Below are 19781 nucleotides of genomic sequence, written 5' to 3'. Positions count from 1 at the left end.
ACGGAGTTGTCGGACCAGTCCTCTAGCCTGCCAGGTGTGAGCTCTGCAGAACCGCCAGCCCCCTCCCAAACGGGTGCAACGTCACAGGAGCGCCCGCGCAGCCGGCCAGCACTGTCACCTTCGCGTGCGGGTGACTACAAACAATGCCCGTTGCTCTACCGGTTCCGGGCCGTCGACCGAATACCCGAAGCTCCTACCCGCGCGCAGGTCAGAGGCACTGTTGTTCACGTTGCCCTCGAAGCACTCTTCGGGCTACCCACGAGCGACCGTGTTCCGGAGCGCGCAGCCGAGCTGGTCAGGCCGGCATGGGAGCGCGTGAGCACCGAATCTCCCGAGGTAGCGGAGTTGATTTCCGCCGACGATCTTGACGACTTTCTCGCCGAGGCGAGCAAGCTCGTCCAGACGTACTACACACTCGAAGATCCGACGCGATTCGACGCCGAAGCCTGCGAGGTCTACGTAGAAACCGAACTCGACAACGGTGTACCGCTGCGCGGATTTGTCGACCGCATCGACGTTGCACCCACCGGAGAAGTGCGGGTGGTCGACTACAAGACCGGCAAAGCGCCCCGTGAGTTCACCGAGTCCAAAGCACTGTTCCAAATGAAGTTCTATGCGCTGGTTCTACTACGTACCCGCGGAATCGTCCCGGCTCAATTGCGCTTGATCTACCTCGCCTCGGGATCGATTCTCACGTATGCGCCCGATCACGACGAACTGATTCGGTTCGAACGCACATTGTCCGCGATCTGGAAGGCGATCCTGGCGGCAGGTGCGAGCGGAGACTTCCGACCCAAGCCTGGCAAACTGTGCGATTGGTGCGATCACAAGGCCCTGTGTCCAGCATTTGGCGGCACCCCACCGCCGTACCCGGGTTGGCCCGATCTACTGAGCGCCGAAGTTGTTGCTGCAAAGGAGAATACGTAGATGATCGACAGTTCGTACTACCGCTTTCTGGGCACTACCGAGGAAGGCTACGAGCGGTTTGCGAGCACGCCGGCCACGGTGAGCCTCTGGGGCCCCACCCTTCAGCACGGCGCTCCCCCGTCGGCACTGTTGGTACGCGCCCTCGAGCGTTGCGGTGCCCGCGAAGGAACCCGCCTGACCCGCGTTGTCGTTGAGATTCTCGGACCGATCCCGATCGCCGATATCGAGGTTCGCTCGTGGATCGAACGTCCCGGTCGCAGAATCGAATTGATCGTTGCCGAACTGTGGGCGACTGCACCCGACGGATCGTCACGCGCAGTGGCGCGAGGGACCGCGTGGCGAATGGAAACCGCCGACACAACTGAGGTCGTTCACGTCGTGGACCCTGCTCTGGAACCCCGCGAGGGCGGAAAATCCGTCGATCTCAGCGGCATGTGGAAGGGTGGCTACCTGGACACTCTCGACTGGTCCTGGATCACCGAAATCGGTTGCGAGGGAGCAGGAAAGGTCTGGGCCAAGCCTAAGCCCGCCCTCGTTGACGGCGAGGAGTTGACGGCACTCGAACGCCTCTTCGTCATCGCCGACATCTCCAACGGCGTCGGCGCCAAACTCAATCCTGAGCATTGGACGTTCCTTAACACCGATCTGACCGTGCATATTTTCCGGGTACCGGAAGGTGAATGGATCGGAGTTTCCGCAGAAACAACTACCGGGCCGGACGGCGTCGGTATGTGCGCCGGAGTGCTCTACGACGAGCAGGGCGCCGTCGGCCGCATCGCCCAGACATTGCAGATTCGCGCCCGTTCCTGAGATAAGGAACGGGCGCGAATACGCGTGCAGTGATCGATCAGAAAGCGCGTACCGAGCGAATGTTCGACGCGAGGATGGCCCTGGCACCGAGTTCGGCCAGGGCATCCATCACCTGATTGTGATCCTTGATGGCGACCATGGCGCGTACCGCGACCCAGTCCGGATCGGCCAACGGCGAGAGCGTCGGCGATTCCATGCCCGGCGTCATCTTGATGGCTTCGTCGAGGATGCTGCGCGGGCAGTCGTAATCGATCATCAGGTTCTGCTGCGCGAATACGATTCCGCGGACACGCTCGATCAGCAAGTTGCGTGCAGCGTCGTCCTGCGGCGAACCGGTGCGCTCGATCAGGACACCTTCCGAATCGCACAGCGAATCACCGAAGGCGACCAGGTTGTGCTGACGGAGCGTGCGACCGGAACCGACGACGTCGGCGATGGCGTCGGCGACACCGAGCTGGATGGAGATCTCGACGGCACCGTCGAGGCGGATAACCGTCGCCTCGATGCCGCGAGCCGCGAGGTCCTGACGAACGAGGTTCGGGTAGGACGTGGCGATGCGTAGGCCAGCCAGATCTTCGACAGTCCAGTCCTTGCCGGCGGGAGCGGCGTAGCGGAACGACGAACGGCCGAAGCCGAGTGACAGTCGCTCGGAAACCTGAGCACCCGAGTCGCCGGCCAGATCGCGACCGGTAATACCCAGATCGAGTTCACCCGATCCGACGTAGATGGCAATGTCCTTGGGACGCAAGAAGAAGAACTCGACCTGATTAGCCGGATCGAGAACCGTCAGGTCACGCGAATCGGTGCGACGACGGTAGCCGGCTTCGCTGAGGATTTCGGCGGCAGACTCGGACAGCGAGCCTTTGTTGGGAACTGCGACGCGCAACATCAGTGAACGTCCTTTCGGAAGGTGATGGGTCAGACGTGGGAAATGTGAACTCGGAACCGTCGGGTCAGATCCGATTCACAGATGTCGGTACACGTCTTCGAGGGTCAGCCCGCGGCCGACCATCAACACCTGCGTCCAGTACAAAAGCTGGGAAATTTCTTCGGCTAGCTGCTCATCGCTCTGGTACTCCGCAGCGATCCACACTTCACCGGCTTCCTCGATGACCTTTTTGCCCTGTGCGTGAACACCAGCATCGAGGGCGGCGACAGTGCCGGACCCCTCGGGACGGGTGGCAGCACGCTCGGTCAACTCGGCGAACAAGGATTCGAAGGTCTTCACAGGTAGCCATTCTTTCACGAGAGGGGAACTGGTTTTCACAGGGCCACGCACGAGTCCGTCACAAGCCCCTGTCGAGCGCGCGGGAGCTGACAAACCGGCGTGTGTGCCCGGTGATCGGGTCCGGGTACTCCAGCGCCCGAGCCAGGAGCCGCAGAGGCGTAGTGAAATCACCCGGTGCCGACGGGCGGTAATGCGGGTAGTAGTTGTCGCCGACGATGGGGACCCCGAGCGAGTTCAAATGCAGCCGAAGCTGGTGGGTGCGCCCGGTCCGTGGGAACAACCGGTATCGGCCAAACATCGCATCGGCGGAATCGGTGACGGTGGAGACCAATTCGATGTGGGTCTCACTGTTCGGTTCACCCTCGACCTCGGTAGCCGTCATCTCGCCGTGCACCTTGTTGATCCGGCTGCGGACCGTCCGGGGAAATGTCAGCCCCGGATCAAAACCGGCGATCGCTTCGTATTCCTTGACAATTCGCTGCTCGGCAAACAACTCCTGGTACGGCCGACGCAGATCTGGCGTCACCGTGAACACGATGACTCCGGCGGTCATGCGGTCGAGCCGATGGACCGGGGCAAGGTCGGGTAGGTCGAGATCACGTCGCAACCGCACGACCGCACTTTCCACGATGTGCGCCCCACGCGGAATGGTTGCCAGGAAATGCGGCTTGTCGATCACCAGAATCTGCTCGTCGCGGTGCAGGATCTCGATCTCGTGCGGCACCGGAATCTCGGGTGCCGGCTCGCGGTAGAAGTACACGAATCGCGTGGGCTGATACCGAGTGTCCGACGAGACGGTTCGGCCGTGCTCGTCTACTACGCCGCCGGTGTCGACAAGGTCGGTCCACAGCGCCCGTTCGTCCGGAAACTCACCGATGAGGTACTCCAGAACTGTGCGCGCCTCGGATTCCCGGGGCATCCGCAGCCGATCCGGCCCGAGTCCGTTTCGGATCGGCAGCGGCGCTTTGGGCACTTCTCAGACCTGTTCGAGGTCGGGTGAGCAACCCTCGCACAGCAATTCGAGGGTGCGTCCGTCGCCGTCGATTCTGTTGCGGAATCGAGGCGTCGGTGTTCCACAATCAACACACACGCTGATAGTTTTTGCCTCCGACGAGAATTCGATGTTCATACGCTTGTCGAAGACGTACAACGAACCGTCCCACAAGCCCTTATCTCCGAATGTCTCGCCGTAACGGACGATCCCTCCGGCAAGCTGGTACACCTCGCCGAATCCACGTGAACGCATCATCGATGAGAGCACCTCGCAGCGCACTCCCCCCGTGCAGTACGTGACAACGGCTTTCCCCTTGAGGTGGTCGTACTTGCCGCTGTCGAGTTCATCGACAAAATCCCGCGTGGTCGTCACGTCCGGAACTACGGCGTCGCGGAAACGGCCGATCTCGGCTTCGAACGCGTTGCGACCGTCGAAGAACACGACGTCGTCGCCGCGACTGTCGACGAGTTCGTGAAGTTCCTTCGGCGCCAGATGAACTCCGCCGCCGACAACACCATTCACGTCGACCTCGAGTTCGTCGGGCGCGCCGAACGTCACGATCTCACTGCGCACCTTGACGGACAGCCGCGGAAAATCATTGCCGAGACCGTCCGACCACTTGATGTCGGCCATCTTGAAGGGCGCGTAACTGCGGGTGCCTTTCACGTACCGCTTGACGCCTTCGATGTCCCCACCAACCGTGGCGTTGATCCCGTGCTTCGAGATCAGGATTCGTCCGGTCAGATTGTTGGACTCGGCCAAGCTGTGCTGCCACAGCTTGATCGCCTCCGGATCAGCCAATGGCGTGAACTGGTAGAACAGAACAATTTTCGGAATAGACACCAGTTACACCAACCTAACGCGACACAGACGAGTGAACGTCGTGAAGATCATGAACAGACAAACCCGCCAACGACTCTCGGAACACCCGGCCCGGCCCGGTAGCCACATCGACCTCACACGGAACTACCAACACTGCGCATCCCGCCGCAGTCGCCGACGCCGTTCCGGTCGGTGAATCCTCGATGGCCAAACATTGCGCCGGTTCGAGCCCGAGAAGGTGAGCGCCCCGCAGATACGGATCGGGAGCGGGCTTGCCCGCCGGTACCTCGTCGCCGCACACGGAATGGTCGAAGAATTCACGGCCGAGCATCCCGAGCGCGCGTTCCACCAGTACCCGCTCGGTGTTGGTCACCAGTGCCGACCGAAGACCGCCATCCCGAACGGTTGCGAGAGCCTCCTGCGCACCGGGCCGCCACGTCACGCCGTCCTCGAAGAGATCGCCGACGCGGGTGTACATCCAGTCCTTCGCCTCGGCAACAGCCTCCGGATGCTGCTCGAGGTCGAGCGAATCGAAGAGCGTCGCCAACGCGAACGGGCTGGATGCGCCGATGACAGCAACGCGAGTCGCCTCCGTCATCGGCCCACCCAGACGCAGCGACAACTCACGAAGAGCGATGTCCCACAGCTTCTCCGAATCGAGCAGGGTGCCGTCCATATCCCACAGGACACCACCGAGCGTCGATCCGGGAACCTCGGTCAACACATCAGACATTGAAGTACTTGGCTTCCGGGTGGTGCAGGACAAATGCGTCCGTGGACTGCTCCGGGTGCAGCTGCAGTTCCTCGGACAGTTTGACGCCGATCCGCTCGGGTTCGAGTAGGGCAACCATCTTTGCCCGATCCTCGAGTTCCGGGCACGCACCGTAACCGAACGAGTAACGTGCGCCGCGGTATTCGAGGTCGAAGAAGCCGGCTACGTCCGTCGGATCCTGCTCGGCAACAGTATGCCCACCGGGCAGTACCAGTTCTTCACGAACACGTCGATGCCAGTACTCGGCCAGTGACTCGGTGAGCTGAACACCGATGCCGTGAACTTCGAGGTAATCGCGGTACGAGTTGGAGGCAAACAGTTCGTTGGCGAAGTCTGCGATCGGCTGACCCATCGTCACCAACTGGAACGGCAGGACGTCCACCTGACCCGTTGCTTCCGCATCCTTGCGCGAGCGCACGAAGTCCGCGATGCACAAGAAACGGTCCCGGTGCTGACGCGGGTACGTGAACCGGAATCGTTCCGGCGCATCCGGCCTCGGTTCGGTGAGCACGATGACGTCGTCGCCTTCGGACACTGCCGGGAAGTAGCCGTACACCACGGCCGCATGCGCAAGAATGCCCTCGGCTGTCAAACGGTCAAGCCAGTAGCGCAGGCGCGGCTTGCCTTCGGTCTCGACCAGCTGTTCGTACGTCGGGCCGTCGCCCTTACGCTGACCGCGAAGTCCCCACTGCCCCAGGAACAATGCACGTTCGTCGAGCAAGCCGGCGTACTCGGATAGTGCGACGCCCTTGACGATGCGACTGCCCCAGAAAGGCGGAGTCGGGACCGCGACGTCGGCGGCAACGTCGGAGCGTTCCGGCACAACGACCGGAACCTCCTCGGCCTTACGCTTTTCCGCAATCCGCTTGGAACGCTCGTGGCGGGCCTTGCGCTCAGCTGCCTTCTCACGCGCCGCAATTGCCTCGGGGCTGTCCGGGGCCGGGCCGCCGCCGCGCTTGGCCGTCATGATCTGATCCATCAGATTCAGACCCTCGAACGCGTCACGGGCGTAGTTGACCTCGCCGTCGTAGACCTCTTGAAGATCGTTCTCGACGTACGAGCGAGTCAGCGCGGCGCCGCCGAGCATGACCGGGAACTGCTCCGAAACTCCGCGAGCGTTCAGTTCCTTGAGGTTGTCCTTCATGACGACTGTCGACTTCACGAGCAGACCGGACATACCGATGACGTCCGCCTTGTGCTCGATAGCAGCATCCAGAATGGTCGCGATGGGCTGCTTGATGCCGAGGTTCACGACGTCGTATCCGTTGTTGCTCAGGATGATGTCGACGAGGTTCTTGCCGATGTCGTGGACGTCGCCCTTGACCGTCGCGATCACGAGACGGCCCTTGCCGTCGTCGTCGGTGGCTTCCATGTGCGGTTCGAGGAACGCCACAGCAGCCTTCATGACCTCAGCGGACTGAAGCACGAACGGCAACTGCATCTGACCGGAACCGAACAGCTCGCCGACGGTCTTCATGCCGGAAAGCAGTGTCTCGTTGATGATTTCGATCGGCGACTTTTCCTTCATCGCCTCGAGGAGATCGTCGCTCAGGCCATTACGCTCACCGTCGACGATGCGAGATTCCAGACGCTTGAACAGCGGAAGGCCCGCAAGTTCCTGCGCGCGAGATTCGCGAGCCGACGCAGCCGAGACGCCCTCGAAGAGAGCCATCAGCTTCTGCAGCGGGTCGTAGCCTTCGCGGCGACGGTCGTAAACCAAGTCGAGTGCCGTCTCGCGGTGCTCGTCCGGAATGCGAGCCATCGGCAGGATCTTGGACGCGTGAACGATCGCCGTATCCAGACCGGCTTCGGTGCATTCGTGCAGGAACACCGAGTTCAGAACCTGACGAGCCGCCGGGTTCAGACCGAACGAGATGTTGGAGATACCGAGAGTGAAATGCAGTTCGGGGTACAGGGCCTTGAGCTGACGGATGGCTTCGATGGTCTCGATGCCGTCGCGGCGCACCTCTTCCTGGCCCGTGGAAATCGGGAAGGTCAAAGCGTCGACGATGATGTCGGACTCGGCAAGACCCCAGTTGCCCTTGATGTCTTCGATCAGGCGCGTCGCGATTGCGACCTTGGTCTCGGCGGTACGCGCCTGGCCCTCTTCGTCGATGGTCAGAGCAACAACGGCAGCACCGTGCTCCTTGACCAGCTGCATGATCTTGTGGAACCGCGACTCGGGGCCGGCGCCGTCCTCGTAGTTGACGGAGTTGACCGCGCAACGTCCACCGAGGTGTTCGAGACCGGCCTGCAGGACAGCAGGTTCGGTGGAGTCGAGCATGATCGGCAGCGTCGACGCCGTCGCCAAGCGGCTGGCCAGTGCTGACATGTCGGCGGCACCGTCGCGGCCAACGTAGTCGACGTTGAGGTCGAGCATGTGTGCGCCGTCGCGGGTCTGATCCTTCGCGATATCGAGGCACTTCTGGTAGTCCTCGGAAAGCATCGCGTCGCGGAATGCCTTGGAGCCGTTGGAGTTCGTGCGCTCACCGATCATCAGGATGCTGGCGTCCTGCTCGAACGGAACAGCCGAGTACAGCGACGACGTGCTGGCTTCGTGAATCGGAGTGCGCTGCGCCTTCTCGACCTTACGGACGGCCTCGGCGACTGCGCTGATGTGCTCGGGAGTCGTTCCACAGCAACCGCCGACCAGACCGAGACCGAATTCGGAGACAAAACCGCTCAAGGCTTCGGCCAACTCGTCGGCACCCAACGGGTACTCGGCGCCATTGGGGCCGAGCTGCGGCAATCCGGCGTTGGGCATGACCGACACCGGCAAGGTCGAGTACTTGGACAGGTGACGCAGATGCTCGCTCATCTCCGCCGGACCGGTCGCGCAGTTGAGGCCGATCATGTCGATACCGAGTGGCTCGAGCGCGGTCAGCGCTGCACCGATCTCACTACCGAGAAGCATGGTTCCGGTGGTCTCGACCGTCACATGCGTGATGATCGGCAGACGCAGGCCCAACTGTTCCATCGCTCGCTGACTGCCGATTATCGCAGCCTTCACCTGAAGGAGGTCCTGGCAGGTCTCGACCAGAATGGCGTCGGCGCCGCCGTCGATCATGCCGAGGGCAGCCTCGGTGTACGCGTCACGCAACACCGCGAAAGGCGCATGGCCGAGACTGGGCAGTTTGGTTCCCGGCCCCATCGAGCCGAGAACGAAGCGGGCCATGCCGTCACGGCCCGGTCCCATCTCGTCAGCGACCTCACGAGCAAGAGCGGTGCCCTTCAGAGAGAGTTCACGAATTCGATGCGAAATATCGTAGTCGGCGAGGTTGGGCAGGTTGCAACCGAAAGTGTTTGTCTCGACAGCATCAGCACCGGCGGCAAAGTACGCGCGGTGGATGTCTTTGAGCACGTCGGGGCGGGTGTCGTTGAGGATCTCATTGCACCCCTCGAGTCCGAGAAAATCATCTAGTGTGAGATCCGCGGCCTGCAACATGGTGCCCATCGCTCCGTCGCCGATGACAACGCGCTGTTTCAACGCATCAAGCAGGGCAGAGTTAAATGAGGCAGACATGCCGTCCAGAGTAGTGGGCGTACCGACAGGCTCTGGCCGTAGGCTAGGTGGGTGAGTCCAAGTGAGTTCCCCGTCACTCCCGACGGCCCGGTCGATTTCGACGATTCCGCGGCCTTCGAGAGTCCTGATCGCCCTGAGGGCGACATCCCCGTGCTGCGTGATCCCATTCTTGTTGCGGCATTCGAAGGCTGGAACGACGCCGGTGACGCCGCCAGTGGGGCCGTCGAGCACCTCGAACTGATCTGGGATGCCCAACCGTTGGCAGAGCTCGATTCCGAGGATTACTACGACTACCAGGTGAACCGCCCGATCGTGCGTCAGATTGACGGCGTCACCCGCGAAATCGTTTGGCCTGCTACACGTTTGTCGGTGTGCTCACCTCCCGGCAGCCAGAGCGACATCGTTCTGCTTCACGGCATCGAACCGAACATGCGTTGGCGAAGCTTCTGCGAGGACCTGCTCGAACTGATCGACCAGCTCAACGTCAAGACGGTCGTCATCCTCGGCGCGCTCCTCGCTGACACGCCACACACTCGGCCGGTTCCGGTCACCGGAACGGCCTACAGCAGCGAATCCGCAGCGCGATTCAACCTCGAACAAACCCGATACGAAGGCCCGACCGGAATCACCGGAGTGCTCCAGGACGAGTGCGTCCGCGCAGGTGTACCGGCCATTTCATTCTGGGCAGCGGTGCCGCACTACGTATCTCAGCCGCCCAACCCCAAAGCTACGGTGGCATTGTTGCAGCGCGTCGAGGACGTTCTCGACATCGAGGTCCCCCTCGGCGGGCTACCGGCCCAGTCCGAGGATTGGGAAGAGGCGGTCAATGAAATGACCTCCGACGACGAGGAAATCGGCGAGTACGTCCGCACTCTCGAAGAGCGCGGCGACGCCGAAACCGACATCACGGAAGCTATCGCAAAAATCGACGGCGACGCTATCGCCGCCGAATTCGAGCGGTACCTGCGTCGGCGGGGCCCCGGCAGCTTCGGACTGTGAGCAAGAACACCACTGATGACAACGCGAACAATCCCCGGTCGCTCCGCCTTCGTCTGCAACTGATCGCGCTGTACGCCGGCGGGTTTCTCGGTCCGTTCGGCGGCGGCGTCGTCGTATCCACGCTCCCCGAGATCGGCGACGATCTCGGGGTCGGACCGTCCGCGGCCGCGTCGTCGCTCACTGCGTATCTGTTGCCGTTTGCCGCACTGATGTTGGTGTCGGGAACGCTTGGTTCCCGTTGGGGCAAGGTTCGGACCGTCCGCATCGCCTACGGGGTGTACGTCATCGCATCCGTGGCGTGCTTCCTCGCCCCGACGCTCGAAATCTTCCTCGCGGCCCGAGTTCTACAGGGCTCCGCAAATGCGTTCACCACTCCCCTGCTGCTTGCATCCTTGGCGGCCGCCACACCGCAAGCGCGCCTCGGTCGTGCACTCGGGGCCTTCGGCGCCTTTCAGGCCGCCGGTCAATCCTCAGCACCGCTGATCGGCGGCCTGGCCGCCGAATTCGATTGGCGCTTGGCATTTCTCATTATCGCGGTCGTTGCCGGCTTACTCGGAGCCATCGGGTTACCGACCGCCGACAAGGCAACCCCCACAACCCCCGCACGGCTACGTGACGCTCTCCGCCCCGAAGTTCTCCGCATCGGTATCGCCGCCCTACTGGGCTGGGGCGCACTCGGCGGTCTGAGCTTCCTGATCGCCTTCCGCTTCGAGGACGAGTTCGCACTCACACCTACCGTCAGAGGTCTCCTTCTGACGCTCTTCGGTCTGGCAGGCATCCTGTGCGCTCGGCCGATCGGAATATTGATCGACCGCATCGGCGCCCGATCTTCGGTGCTCATCGGTGCGATCGGCGGTGCGGTCCTCGTGACCATCGTCGGGTTGGCCACCGTCATCCCGGCGATCGCGATCGCCTGGTTTGTTGCCGGTATCGCAAGTCAGTTCGTACTCGTCGGAGTCAATGCGGCAGTACTGGGGTCACAAGGCCCCAACCGAGGCGGCGCCGTGTCGGTCGTCCAAGCCATGCGCTTCGGCGGCGCGGCGTTGGCGCCCATCGCCTTGACCCCCGTCTACGACGTGTCACCCGTCGCAAGCTTTTTGATTCCCGCCGCACTCCTTGCGCTGGTAACTCCCCTGGTGATGCCAAAACCACGCTCGAAGGCGGATTGAGACCCGGACCTCGGTGCGGGCTCGAAAATTTTGAGTTGCAGGTCGTGAGTTGTGTGAATTGGCGAGGATGGATGGTTGATGCCCGACGGTGAACCAAGATTCGGAAAATTTGGGGTTTCCGTCAACGACAGATATTGATATCATTGGAACATGAACGAAGCTGAGTCGGAACCGGAACGCCCCATCGACATTTTTCGTCGATCCGTCGAGATCATCGAAGAAAACTTGCCCGCCACCTGGTCTTTGTCGACGAAGCGCTCCCCCGACCTCTCCGAAGCGCCCCTTCGCCTCGATCTCCGCTCCCCGGACGGTTCAGTCGCCAAGTTCGGGGTCTACGCCGCGCATGGGGTTCTGAGTAGCGACGTTCCCGGAATCGCCGACCGCTTCCCTGCCGGGCAGTCCGGCTTCGTCTGCGCCAAATACCTGTCCGAGCCCGTGCGCCGCCAACTCGACGCCCACGCCCTCTCCTATGCCGATGCCACCGGAAACGTCTCGCTGACGGCTGACCGTCCCGCAGTGTGGGTGCGTGGTCGGGGCGCCGACGCAGATCCGTGGCGCGGCCCCGGACGTCCGTCAGGCCAGCTCAGCGGCGATCCGTCGGCTCGCGTCGTCCGAGCACTGGCCGATTTCGCTCCACCGTTGGCGATCACCGCCCTGGTGCGCTTGGCCGGCGCGTCGACCGGCGCAACATATCGAGTTGCGCAGACGCTGGCCGACCGTGAATTGGTGACCAGACTCCCCCGCGGCGGAATCGCTGACGTCAACTGGCCGAAAATGCTGCGTGCGTGGGCTCAGGAATCGGTAGCCAAAGCTCCCACACCGCACGGCTTTCATGCCCCCGACGGCCTCGAGGCTCTCTTCGGCCAACTACGCCAACTCAGCGGACACATCTACGCCGGCACCGCGTCGGTCGCCGCCGCACCCTTCGCGCGATACGCGCCCACACAGCGCGCGCATTTTCACGCGGACAACGTCGACCAATTTGCCGACGCTCTGGGCCTGCGACGCGTCGAGAGCGGCGCCGACGTCTGGGTCACCGCTCCGCTCTCTCCATCGGTATTCGACAGAATCCTCACAAGAGACGGCATCCGAATCGTCGCGCCGAGCCAGGCGTACGCCGACCTTCTCGCGGGACCGGATGCCAACGAAGAGGCTGCCGACTATCTGTTGTCCTGGATGATTGCCAACGAATCGCAGTGGCGACGCGCCGCCTCCCCTGCTGCGGACAGACCGTAGGAAAATTCGCGGGGCACTCTCGCCTACCCTGTCATGGTGAACGAAACGCCTACTCGTGATGCAACAGCGTCGACACGTGCACCGGCGTACGCCGATACAAACCGATTGAAACTGTTTTCGTTCACGGTCGCGGAGAAGCGGGCGGAGTACCTCTGGGTGCTTCGAGCTTTCGACCACGCGCGTGCCAATTACACCGTCCTGCTCCATTCGGGGACTGTGGCGCAGATTCTCGAGAAGATCGGCGGCGGCGATCCCGCCGCGCAGTTGTCGTCGGCCGAGGTCGCTCCGCTGTTGGATCAGCTGCACGTGTGGGAAATCCTCGAACGAAGCTACGACGGCACCCGCGCCGCGTCGCTGGCCGAGTACCGCAACCGGCATTTCGTTTACCAGTTCGGCCAGGCCGGCTACCAGGTGTATCGATCCGTCGAAGATGTCCTGGCTGCCCGCCTCGACAATTCGTCGCTCTCACGATTGGCGCTGGCGGATCTGCTCGCCGACATGTCGGAATTGGCCGAGGCCAATCGGACGTCGGACGGCGATCTCATCTTCCGCAAATTGAAGCGCCTGGACTCGACGCTGTCCGACATGGCCGATCGCGCCGCACACTTCTATCTGACGCTCGGCGATCTTGTCCGAACCACCGAAGTCACGCCGCAGGCGTTCTTGAGTCACAAGGACGCGCTGTTGACGCACATGCGCGAATTCAGCTCTGACCTTGCGCGTTATGCACCCAAGCTCAAAGAAGCGATCGAGCATGTCGAGTCGACCGGTGTCGATCGGATGATCCGCCTCGCGGCGGCCAGTGACGAGCGCGTATTTGTTCCGATGACCGAACGCGAAGACGACTGGATGGCTCGTTGGCGCGGTTTGACCGCGTGGTTCGTATCCGCCGAGTCCGGGATCAGTGAGTCGGAGCGTCTGCGCGAAGGGACGATGAGCGCCATCGCCGCAGTTCTCGCGTTGTTGCGTCGGGTAACGGAAACCCGCAAAGGTGGGGTCAGTCGTGAAAGCCAGTTGCGGCATCTCGCGGGTTGGTTTGCTGCCACGCCGTCGGAGGATGCGGCTCACGCACTCTTCCAGGCTGTGTTCGATCTCGGTCGCCCCCGGCACCTGTCGATGGTGCATCCGGATGCCGACATCATCTCGCACAACCGTTCCTGGTGGGACGCGCCGCCGGTCGAGATTGCGCGCACTCTCGCCGAAACGGGCCGTCCGCCGTCACCGGGCCTGCCCGGCAAGGTCGCGCGCAACGACGGTAGTATCCGTCGACTCCGCGAAGAGCAGCTGGCTACCCAGCGAACCCGCAGTGCCGCAGCACAATCGCTGGCATCGAACGGCGTCTACGAACGTGAACTCAACGAGCAGGAGACCGAAGTTTTGCTGAGTCTGCTCAACGCAGCACTGACGGCCCGCGTCCCCGTTGTCGGCCGAGTAAAGAGTTCCACCGGCAGCGAGAACGGGGTGAAGCTGACGCTGAGCCCCTCCGATGGTTCCACGACCATCAAGACTGCCCGCGGACGCATGCACCTCGACGGTATCGAGGTCAGTGTCCGATGAGAGCTCGCGAGATCACCCCCCTGGCCCTCGATTCATACCAGCGCGCGGCGCGAATCATCCTGTCCAATCACTTGGTCACCACGTCGTATCCGGATCGCGCCGCATTGCCACTCTTGCGTCGGTGGGCCACCGAACTGCGTGACGACCTCCTGGAACTATTCGGCTACCGCCTCGAAGTCACGGAGACGACGGCCCGGTTGTTCACGGTCTCGGATCGGCTCAACCCTTCGGCGCCCGCTCGCACCGCGACCGAGCGCACGTTCGACCGCACGCGGTACTCGTACCTGGCGCTGTGCCTGGCTGCTCTAGGCCGCGCCGGCAACCAGATCACGTTGTCCGAGTTGGCAGATCACGTTGCCGCCGATGCCGCTCAGGTGGACGGCGTAGAATTGTCCACCGATCGGGCGTCGGACCGAGACGCGTTTGTCGACGCGGTCGGGTGGCTCGGCGTTCGCGGCGCCATTGCTCTCGCCGACGGCGACGCCAATGGCTGGGCTTCCAATCCCGAAGCGGGAGAGGCTCTTTACGACATCGACCGATCCGTCGTCGTCGCGCTGTTCCGCCCACCTCGCGCCCTGCAACACCTGCATTCCATTCGAGGTCTTCTCGCCGCCGAGACATCCACGGCATCCGAAGAAGACGGAGTTCCCTTGGACGCCAAGGAGATCGGGCGACGGGTGCGTCGGGCGCTCGTCGAACGTCCCGTCGTACTGGCCGGCGAACTCGACGAACATGAACTGATCGCGCTTGCCCAGCCCAAAACCGCTGTGGAAGTGGAACTGCTGACCGGGCTGATCGCCGAACGTCGGGCCGAAGGTATCGCGATGATCGATCCCACCGGACGTTTGTCGGACGTACGCTTTCCCAGCACAGGCACCATCGCTCAGGTCGCGCTGCTGCTGGCCGGAGAAATTTCCGATCGAATTCTCGACGTCGACGCCCCGGACCTCGCAAAGCTTGCGATCCCCCACGAGTCCGATGAGTACCTGATCGAACAACTCGATGCCGCGATCCCCGAGGCCGGAATCTTCGAAGACCTCGCCGACGAAGTAATTCCCACAGTCGGACCCGCGCCGGAACCCGTGAATCCTCCGGAACCGGTGACGTACCCGTTGATCCAGGATGACTGGCTCACCGACAAGATCGCCGAGTTGGTCGACCGGTTCGGCCGAACATTCGCCGCGCAGTGGCAAGCCGACCACAAGGGACTGCGCACGCAGTCGCTCGGTCTGCTGCAACGATTGCGACTGACCCACGCCGTTCCCGGCGGAGTGCTGGTCCTCCCCGTCCTGGCACGCTATCGCGACGTAGTGGTCAGTGTCCGCGAGCGCGATCCTCTGATCGATTTCGCGGTCGACAACTCAGCACCAGATACAGCTACCGAATTTTCCGGCACGACAGAAGAACCAGAGGTAGAGAACGCATGAACAGCGCCCGCTTCCGACCTACTCGGGCCGGCATCATCAACCTCTGGGACTACCGCGACCAGGAATTCTCCTTCGCCGACGGCCGTCTCGTTCTGCGGGGACCCAACGGTTCCGGCAAGACCAAGGCACTCGAGGTTCTGTTCCCGTTCGTTTTCGACGGTCGTATCGAACCGCGTCGTCTCAATCCGTTTGCCGGCGAAGAGCGCACCATGAAGTCCAACCTGCTCTACCGCGGGCAGGACAGCGCGCACTCGTACGTGTGGATGGAATTCTGCCGCGGGTCGATGGAAGAGCCCGAAGCCGTCACCGTCGGCATCGGCATGCGCGCAACCCGTACCAACGACAAGGTCACTCGTTGGTACTTCGTTGCCGACGGCCGGGTAGGCGTCGACTTCTCGTTGATCGGCAACGACGATCGCCCGCTCACGAAGAAGCAGTTGGCCGAACAGCTCGGCAGTGACGCGATCACGGACCGTCCCCTCGACTACCGCACTGCAATCGATGCGCGCATGTTCGGACTCGGTGTGCAGCGCTATGACCAGCTCATCAACCTGATCCTGACGCTGCGTCGCCCGCAGCTCGCGAAAAACCTTGATCCGAAGGGACTTTCGCAGGCACTGACCGACGGTCTGCGCCCCCTCGACGATCAGTTGGTTCTCGAAGCCGCTCGTTCGTTCAGTGACATGGAAGAGGTCGGCCGCGCACTCGAAGGACTTGCCGCCGCCGATCAGGCCGCACAGAGTTTCATCGGCGTCTACACCAAATACCTCCGTCAGCAGTCGCGTGGCGAAATCGAGCAGGTGGGAGCCCGCCTCGCTGCGGTTGCCAAAGGTGTTGCCGCCATGGATCAATCATCCGTGGCTCAGATGCGCAGTCGTGAGGCACGGGCCGGCGCCGAGGAGCGGTTCAACGCGGCCGAGCAAGCTCTCGACCACGCGCGCGCCAATGTCGAAGCGCTGCAACGCTCCAGCGCCTACGAAGGCAAGCAACAACTCGATGATCTGGCGCAGGCCGTCTCGACGCTGAAATTGTCCACGGAGCAGCAGGCAGACAAGTCGCGCAAGGCGCAGGCAACTCTGGCGCAGCGCGGCGACGAAGCCGAGAAGGCCCTCGCATCCGTACGTCGCGGCGCTGAGGCACTCTCACGCGCCGAGGACGAACTGCAAGCCGCAGCGGAAGATGCAGGCATCGTCTGGACTCCCCTGCCGGACGGTTCGCGGACCGATCAGATCACCACCGCGGTGCGGGGTCATGCCGAAGAACGCGACGGTGACGTTCGCGTCGTACGCGCCGCTCTCGCAACCGTCGAGAAGGCTGCCACCGAGCGGACACGTGCCGAGAACTCGTCGCGCCGCGGTCAGGAACTGCTCGAATCCGCCAAAGCCGCTGTGCTCGAAGGCGAAGCAGCAGTGGAACTTGCGCGCAGCGAATGCGCCGCCGGCCTCCGCTCCTGGTGGACGCAGCATTCCGTGCTACTCGAAGCCGTCGGCGCTGGTACCTCCCTGTTCGACGCTCTCGACGCAGCACTGGCCGAGGTGGGAGACGAGGACGCCCCGACGTTGGCCGCCGTACTTGCCGAAAACATCGAGGCCGGAACCGAAACGCTGCGGGAGCGTCGACGCGAAGCGGAAGCAGAAATCGCGGCTTCGAAGGCTGCCGTCACGACCCTGAAAACCGAACGCAAAGCAGTCTCGGCGGAACACGACGATGCTCCACCCACGTTCCACGCACGCACCGACAGCCGAAAAGAATTGCCCGGCGCACCGTTCTGGCGCCTCGTGCGCTTCACTGATTCCGTCTCGCCCGAGGTCGCTACCGGAATCGAATCCGCGCTGCAGGCAGCCAACGTGCTGGACGGCTGGGTCAGCCCCGACGACAAGTTCCCCGAATTTGTCAGTGAACAGTTCCTCACCGCACTTGCGGTGAAGGCACGCCCCAAGGGCCGCACACTCGCCGACGTACTCGAAGTTGAAGGCAATGCCGAGGTTTCCGACGCGCAGGTCCAGGCAATTCTCGAGTCCATCAGCCTGGTCGAATCCGCCGACGAGGCCGCGGCGTCCGTCGCAATCGGAGTCGACGGCCGGTTCTGGCAGGGCGTAGTTCGCGGACGCCACGTCAAATCCGACGCAGAGTACATCGGCACCACGGCGCGAGCGCGTCGTCGCGCCGCGCGGATCACCGAGATCGACGCAGCCCTCGACGAGTTGGCTGCCGCCGTCGACGCTGCCAAGGCACTGGTCACACAGACCAACCAGCAGTTGTCTCAGATCACCCTGGCGGCAAAAGAACTCCCCAAAACCGGGTCCATCCTGCGGGCACTCAAATCCGTCGCGGAATCGGCCGGCGCCTTGCGCTCTCGGTCGGACGCCACCGAAACCGCGCAACGTGAACTCGACACGGCTATTGCCGATCTGGCCGCCAAGGAGAAGCAACTCCGGGCGACAGCGGTGGCGCATCGAACTCCGCACCTTGCCCGCGAGCTGGATTCCTTGGCAGCGGCAATTCGCCACTTCGAAAAGCAGGGCGAGTTGGCATTGCGATGCCGACGCGAACATGCCAAAGAGGTGGAACTCGAACGCGAATCGAGTGATCGTCTCGACGAATCACGCGCCAATGCCGAAGAATTCGCCGAGGAAGCCGCAATCGCGGAAGAGAGTCTGCTCGGGCAGGTTCAACGTCTCGAGACACTGCGCGACACACTCGGTTCCAGTGCCGAGCAGATCGACCTCGACCTCGCCAAGGCACGGGCGAAGATCGAGGAGTGCAAGGTCGAACAGCGCACAGCACGCAAGGCCTACGACGCAGCGGTTCTCCAGATCGGTACCGCCGAAGGCGCTTACAACACAGCCGTCGAAACCCTGCGCCACACACTGACCGAAACACGCAGCGACGCAGAACGACTCGCGCCTTATGCTCGAGCTGACCTGCTGGATCTCTTAGGGATCACGGAACACCTGAGTTGGCCGGCCAGTTCAGCCGCCTGGATGAGCCCCGATCAACTGGTCTATCGAATCCAGAACGAGGACCGTACCGACGACGCCACCCACCCGCCGGTCCTGCCCGAAGACGTGGACAAGCTGTACCGGGCTCTCGATGCAGCCACGTCGGCTGTCCGCGTCACGGACGGCGCTCGCAAGGCCACCCGCACTGCCCTGACGTCGGCATTGCAGGAATTCGATGCCCAACTCGCCGCCGCGGGACAGGATTACCGACTCCAGTGGGATGCACCCGACGGACTCACCGTCGTACGCGTTCAGGACGAGCAGGGATACTCGTCCATCGGCGAGTTCGCGACCCGAATCCACGATGCCCGCGGAGACCAGGAGCAACTGCTCACGGAATCCGAGCGTCGCATTCTCGAAGACGCGCTGCTTACCGGATTGGCGCAGCAGATCCACGAGCGCACCGTCGATGCTCGCATCCTGATCGCTCGAATGGGCACCGAGATGCGTGAGCGTCACATGTCCTCCGGCAATACCATCGGTGTCCACTGGGTTCTCGCCGACAACCTCGACGACAGCTCCCGCGCCATCTCCAAACTTCTGGATCGGGATGCGTCGGCGCTGGGGGTCGACGAATTGGCGACGCTCCGAGCACATTTCGCGACGCAAATCCGCACGGCCCGCGCTGCCCATCCCGAGCGGTCCTACCCGGAGATCCTCTCCTCCGCCCTCGACTACCGGCAGTGGCGGTTCTTCTCCTTCACACTTATCAGCGGTGAAGGAAAGGAAGACCGCCTTACCGTCGCGCGGCACAGCGCGCTATCCGGTGGCGAACAGTCGGTGTCACTGCACCTTCCGCTATTTGCCGCTGCGCACGTCATGCTCGATTCGGCAGATCCGCATGCACCGCGACTACTTGCCCTCGACGAGGCATTCGCCGGCGTCGACGACAACGGCCGGAGCGAACTGCTGGGATTGAGCGTCCAATTCGATTTGGACCTCTTCATGACTGGCTACGACCTGTGGATCACCTACGCCGACGTACCAGGTTGCGCGCATTACGATCTGGCACATTCGACATCCGAGCAGGCTGTCAGTGCGGCGCTGCTGGTCTGGTCGAACGGTGAGCTACTGGCCGAGCACGACGGAACGGATCTGGCACGCGCACTCGGTTCTCCGCTGCGGCGACGCGTCCCGGCACCGGCCGAGGGTGCGCTCGACTACGCCGAGAACGCACTGTGATGTTCCGATGACCGTCACGATTGAGAATTAGGGCCGAGACCCGGTGGGCAAGAAACCGTTCAAGACAAAACAGTTTCCCGCCGGGTCGTCCCGTCTCTGCTGCCACTGCCTGGATTTCGATGTCGCGCTCAGC

The 19781-nt window shown here is 62.8% G+C and carries 14 protein-coding genes; 8 read left to right on the top strand and 6 right to left on the bottom strand.

All coding sequences use genetic code 11. The features are described 5' to 3' along the window. Positions 1-36: 36 nt before the first annotated feature. Positions 37-927, top strand: a complete 891-nt coding sequence (locus MTX36_RS19810; protein ID WP_243621379.1) for a RecB family exonuclease — start codon at positions 37-39, stop codon at positions 925-927. After that, on the top strand, positions 928-1737 hold the full coding sequence (locus tag MTX36_RS19805; RefSeq protein ID WP_243621378.1) for a thioesterase family protein: 810 nt from the start codon (positions 928-930) through the stop codon (positions 1735-1737). It begins immediately after the preceding gene. A 37-nt stretch (positions 1738-1774) separates the two neighbouring features. On the opposite strand, the gene hisG is transcribed toward MTX36_RS19805, so the two are convergent. From hisG to metH, 6 genes are all read right to left on the bottom strand, one after another. Continuing rightward, positions 1775-2626, bottom strand: a complete 852-nt coding sequence (hisG, locus tag MTX36_RS19800) for an ATP phosphoribosyltransferase (protein ID WP_169635571.1) — start codon at positions 2624-2626, stop codon at positions 1775-1777. Between the two features lie 75 nt (positions 2627-2701). Further along, on the bottom strand, positions 2702-2965 hold the full coding sequence (locus MTX36_RS19795; protein WP_003944933.1) for a phosphoribosyl-ATP diphosphatase: 264 nt from the start codon (positions 2963-2965) through the stop codon (positions 2702-2704). Positions 2966-3023: 58 nt separating this feature from the next. Beyond that, positions 3024-3884, bottom strand: coding sequence for a pseudouridine synthase (locus MTX36_RS19790; protein ID WP_279394823.1), 861 nt, complete (start codon positions 3882-3884; stop codon positions 3024-3026). 57 nt (positions 3885-3941) lie between these two features. Next, entirely contained in the window at positions 3942-4802 is an 861-nt protein-coding gene (locus MTX36_RS19785; protein WP_243621376.1) for a rhodanese-related sulfurtransferase, read from the bottom strand. Positions 4803-4815: 13 nt separating this feature from the next. Beyond that, positions 4816-5514: an HAD family phosphatase gene (locus MTX36_RS19780; protein WP_243621375.1), complete on the bottom strand. Its 699-nt coding sequence runs from the start codon at positions 5512-5514 to the stop codon at positions 4816-4818. Next, positions 5507-9076 carry a methionine synthase gene (gene metH, locus MTX36_RS19775; RefSeq protein WP_243621374.1) on the bottom strand — a complete coding sequence of 1190 codons (3570 nt, stop codon included), beginning with the start codon at positions 9074-9076 and terminating at the stop codon, positions 5507-5509. The genes MTX36_RS19780 and metH overlap by 8 nt, the downstream gene beginning before the upstream one ends. A 51-nt stretch (positions 9077-9127) precedes the next feature. Between metH and MTX36_RS19770 the strand changes: the two genes are divergently transcribed. From MTX36_RS19770 to MTX36_RS19745, 6 genes are all read left to right on the top strand, one after another. Further along, entirely contained in the window at positions 9128-10075 is a 948-nt protein-coding gene (locus tag MTX36_RS19770) for a PAC2 family protein (RefSeq protein WP_374230507.1), read from the top strand. Next, a complete protein-coding gene (locus MTX36_RS19765; protein WP_243621373.1) occupies positions 10072-11244 on the top strand; it encodes an MFS transporter in 1173 nt (390 codons plus the stop codon). Before MTX36_RS19770 ends, MTX36_RS19765 begins: the two co-directional genes overlap by 4 nt. Positions 11245-11394: 150 nt before the next feature. Beyond that, positions 11395-12480, top strand: coding sequence for a hypothetical protein (locus tag MTX36_RS19760; protein ID WP_243621372.1), 1086 nt, complete (start codon positions 11395-11397; stop codon positions 12478-12480). Between the two features lie 105 nt (positions 12481-12585). After that, on the top strand, positions 12586-14037 hold the full coding sequence (locus MTX36_RS19755; RefSeq protein ID WP_243621405.1) for a TIGR02677 family protein: 1452 nt from the start codon (positions 12586-12588) through the stop codon (positions 14035-14037). After that, on the top strand, positions 14034-15464 hold the full coding sequence (locus MTX36_RS19750; RefSeq protein WP_243621371.1) for a DUF2398 family protein: 1431 nt from the start codon (positions 14034-14036) through the stop codon (positions 15462-15464). Before MTX36_RS19755 ends, MTX36_RS19750 begins: the two co-directional genes overlap by 4 nt. Continuing rightward, positions 15461-19648, top strand: a complete 4188-nt coding sequence (locus tag MTX36_RS19745) for a TIGR02680 family protein (protein ID WP_243621370.1) — start codon at positions 15461-15463, stop codon at positions 19646-19648. Before MTX36_RS19750 ends, MTX36_RS19745 begins: the two co-directional genes overlap by 4 nt. Positions 19649-19781: the final 133 nt, after the last annotated feature.

It is taken from the genome of Rhodococcus sp. ARC_M6 (genome assembly GCF_022810305.1).
Classification (GTDB): domain Bacteria; phylum Actinomycetota; class Actinomycetes; order Mycobacteriales; family Mycobacteriaceae; genus Rhodococcus_F.
This window is presented reverse-complemented; position numbering and strand designations above follow the sequence as displayed.

Bases quoted from the DNA above. Each gene is read 5' to 3' on its own strand.
- MTX36_RS19805 (WP_243621378.1), top strand. From the start codon at position 928: ATGATCGACAGTTCGTACTACCGCTTTCTGGGCACTACCGAGGAAGGC.
- hisG (WP_169635571.1), bottom strand. From the start codon at position 2,626: ATGTTGCGCGTCGCAGTTCCCAACAAAGGCTCGCTGTCCGAGTCTGCC.
- MTX36_RS19790 (WP_279394823.1), bottom strand. From the start codon at position 3,884: ATGCCCCGGGAATCCGAGGCGCGCACAGTTCTGGAGTACCTCATCGGT.
- MTX36_RS19780 (WP_243621375.1), bottom strand. From the start codon at position 5,514: ATGTCTGATGTGTTGACCGAGGTTCCCGGATCGACGCTCGGTGGTGTC.
- metH (WP_243621374.1), bottom strand. From the start codon at position 9,076: ATGTCTGCCTCATTTAACTCTGCCCTGCTTGATGCGTTGAAACAGCGC.
- MTX36_RS19760 (WP_243621372.1), top strand. From the start codon at position 11,395: ATGAACGAAGCTGAGTCGGAACCGGAACGCCCCATCGACATTTTTCGT.
- MTX36_RS19750 (WP_243621371.1), top strand. From the start codon at position 14,034: ATGAGAGCTCGCGAGATCACCCCCCTGGCCCTCGATTCATACCAGCGC.
- MTX36_RS19745 (WP_243621370.1), top strand. From the start codon at position 15,461: ATGAACAGCGCCCGCTTCCGACCTACTCGGGCCGGCATCATCAACCTC.